This is a genomic window from Promicromonospora kroppenstedtii DSM 19349, from assembly GCF_000515355.1.
GTDB lineage: Bacteria > Actinomycetota > Actinomycetes > Actinomycetales > Cellulomonadaceae > Promicromonospora > Promicromonospora kroppenstedtii.
This window is the reverse complement of record NZ_KI911641.1, coordinates 113,714-116,230: the sequence shown is the minus strand read 5'-3', so window position 1 is coordinate 116,230 and position 2,517 is coordinate 113,714. Positions and strand designations below refer to the sequence as shown.

Here is a 2,517-nt window from a genome sequence, read left to right as displayed (position 1 = left end):
CCGCCCCGGGCGGCGGACCCTCCACGGCGACCGACGCGCCGCGGCCACGGGTCTTGGCGCGCTCGACGGCGTCGCGGGCACGGTAGAAGGCGAAGCCCCGCGCCTCACGCGACACCGCGGGCAGCGGACCCTCGACCTGGCCGACGCCGATGCCGACGCTCCAGCCCTGGTCCCGCAGCAGGTGCAGGGTGAGGTCGACGGCGAGCTGAGCGCCCCCGCGACCGGGCGCCAGGATGCCCTGCACCTCGTCGCCGACCGTGCGCTCGAACCGCACGACGACGCCGTCGCGGCCGCGCGTCAGGTCCGCGAGCTCCGCGAGGATCTCGGGGACCCGGTCGTCCGCGTAGGTCGAGCCCCGCTGGTCGATGGTCAGGACGATCATGACTTAAGCGTAAAGACTTGAGATCACCGATTCAAGGCTACCGCCTTGATCGGTACTACTTAAGCCTGAGCACTTGACTGTCACGAATCAACGCGAAACCGCTACTCCCCCAGCTTCACCGCGATCGCCGACAGGGCCAGCCGGTACGAGTCGAACCCGAAGCCCGCGACCGTACCCGTCGCGATCCCGGCGACCACCGAGTAGTGCCGGAACGACTCGCGCGTCGCCGGGTTCGAGAGGTGCACCTCGACCAGCAGCAGCCCCGCCGTGGTGACCTGCGCGGCGGCGTCACGCAGCGCGTACGAGTAGTGCGTGAACGCCGCCGGGTTCAGCACGACGTGCGCCTCCGCGTCGACCGCCTCGTGCAGCCAGCCGACGATCTCGGACTCGTTGTCGGTCTGCCGCACCTCGACCGCCAGGCCGAGCTCCGTGCCCCACTCCCCGGCCGCGACCTTCAGGTCCGCCATCGAGGCGTGTCCGTAGATCTCGGGCTCACGAACACCGAGACGACCGAGGTTGGGACCGTTGAGCACCAGAACGCTGGGCAGTGCAGAAGCCATGGCCGCGAGCCTAGTGGTCAGCGGGTCGGGGTGCCGTCGGATCTCACACCTTGCCGCTGCCGTGCACGATCCGGTGCCCGCCCGTCGCCTCGGCGATCCAGTCGCAGACCTCGGGCCGCAGCTCGTCCCAGCTCCAGAACGTGAACCCGAGGCAGGCCAGAGCCGCGTCGTCGGCCGACCACTCCGCGACCGAGGAGACCGCCCCGCACGCCCGACACTCCAGGTCGGCCGCGTCGCCGTCGCGCCAGGCGGCCGCAGCGTCGTAGAACCAGCTCAGCCCTTCCTCGTCCGAGCACGTGGGGCCGAACTCCTCGGGCGGCCCGAAGAACGACCGGCGTACCGCGCACCGGGGACAGGTCACGGCGTCGACGCCACCCCGCCCGCCGTCGTACACCTCGCGCCCGGTGCCCACCGCCATGCCCCACGGCGCCTCTCCGGACACGGACGTGGCCACGGTGTCCGCCCAGGCCGGACCCGGCAGGTGACCGACGTCGCCGAGCGCTGCCGCCCCGGAGACCTCCCGCAGCAGCACCCCGCGCGCGACGAGCGCGTCCACCACCCGCCGCCCCAGCTCGGGGGCCTCGGCCTCGGTCGCGTCCAGGTCAGCGATCCACTCGAAGTACGTACCCACGTCTCCCTCTCGGCTGCTGCGCGCCGGCTTCCTGCGCGCCGGTCTCCCTGCGCACCGGTACATGCGCGCGGGCCGGACAGGTCGTCGTCCGGCGAGCCGCACGCTACCCGGGACCACTGACACAGAGCTCGGAAGACCGCGCCCCAGCCTCAGGCGCCGTCCGACTCCAGCCCCTCGACCAGCAGCGTGCGCGGGCCGGGCCCCGCCTCGGCGAGCTCGTCGTGCGGGTTGGTGAGCGTGCACCGGCGCAGCGAGAGGCAGCCGCAACCGATGCAGTCGGTGAGATGGTCGCGCAGCCGGGACAGCTGCTCGATCCGCGCGTCGAGGTCGTCGTGCCAGGCCTGCGAGATGCGGCGCCAGTCCTTGGCGGTCGGCGTCCGGTCACCGGGCAGGGTGGCGAGCGCGGCACCGATGTCGGCCAGCGGGATCCCGACCCGCTGGGACACCCGGATGAACGCGACCCGCCGCAGCGTCTCGCGCCGGTAGCGCCGCTGGTTGCCGGAGGTGCGCCGACTCGTGATCAGGCCTTTGCGCTCGTAGAAGTGCAGCGCGGACACCGACACGCCGCTCCGGGCGGCGAGGTCACCGACCGTCAGCTCGTCTCGGTCCCACGGGACGGCGGGGTTGGGCGCTTCCATGTCCGGCCTCCACTACTCGTGACTAACTTGGTGCCAAGGGCTTGGTGCCAAGGGCTTGTTTCTCGGGTCCGCCGACCGACGCCGGGTCGGCGGGTTGACCTCAACTTTGGTTCAGGTTAAAGGATGAGCACATGGACGCGATCAGACACCACACCTTCGGGCCGCCGGAGGTCCTTCAGCTCGAGCAGATCCCGGACCCCACCCCCGGCCCCGGCGAGGTGCTCGTCGACGCGGTCGCGCACGGGGTGCACCTCCTGGACACCAGCCTCCGGCGCGGCGAGGCGGGCCCGCCGCTCCCCCTCCCCA

Annotated in this window: 3 protein-coding genes and 1 pseudogene; all 4 read right to left on the bottom strand. The window is 72.1% G+C overall.

What is annotated here, in order from left to right; translation table 11 throughout:
* Window positions 1-382: pseudogene (locus PROKR_RS08390) on the bottom strand (SatD family protein); the annotation flags it as partial.
* 101 nt (window positions 383-483) lie between these two features.
* Window positions 484-942, bottom strand: a complete 459-nt coding sequence (locus tag PROKR_RS08385) for a type II 3-dehydroquinate dehydratase (RefSeq protein WP_036961823.1) — start codon at window positions 940-942, stop codon at window positions 484-486.
* Window positions 943-985: 43 nt separating this feature from the next.
* Complete coding sequence (locus PROKR_RS08380; RefSeq protein WP_051432793.1) at window positions 986-1,573, bottom strand: hypothetical protein; 588 nt, start codon at window positions 1,571-1,573, stop codon at window positions 986-988.
* Between the two features lie 149 nt (window positions 1,574-1,722).
* A complete protein-coding gene (gene soxR / locus PROKR_RS08375) occupies window positions 1,723-2,211 on the bottom strand; it encodes a redox-sensitive transcriptional activator SoxR (RefSeq protein ID WP_051432792.1) in 489 nt (162 codons plus the stop codon).
* Between the last annotated feature and the right edge of the window lie 306 nt (window positions 2,212-2,517).

Coding starts and splice junctions, on each gene's coding strand:
- PROKR_RS08385 (WP_036961823.1), bottom strand. CDS start 942: ATGGCTTCTGCACTGCCCAGCGTTCTGGTGCTCAACGGTCCCAACCTC.
- soxR (WP_051432792.1), bottom strand. CDS start 2,211: ATGGAAGCGCCCAACCCCGCCGTCCCGTGGGACCGAGACGAGCTGACG.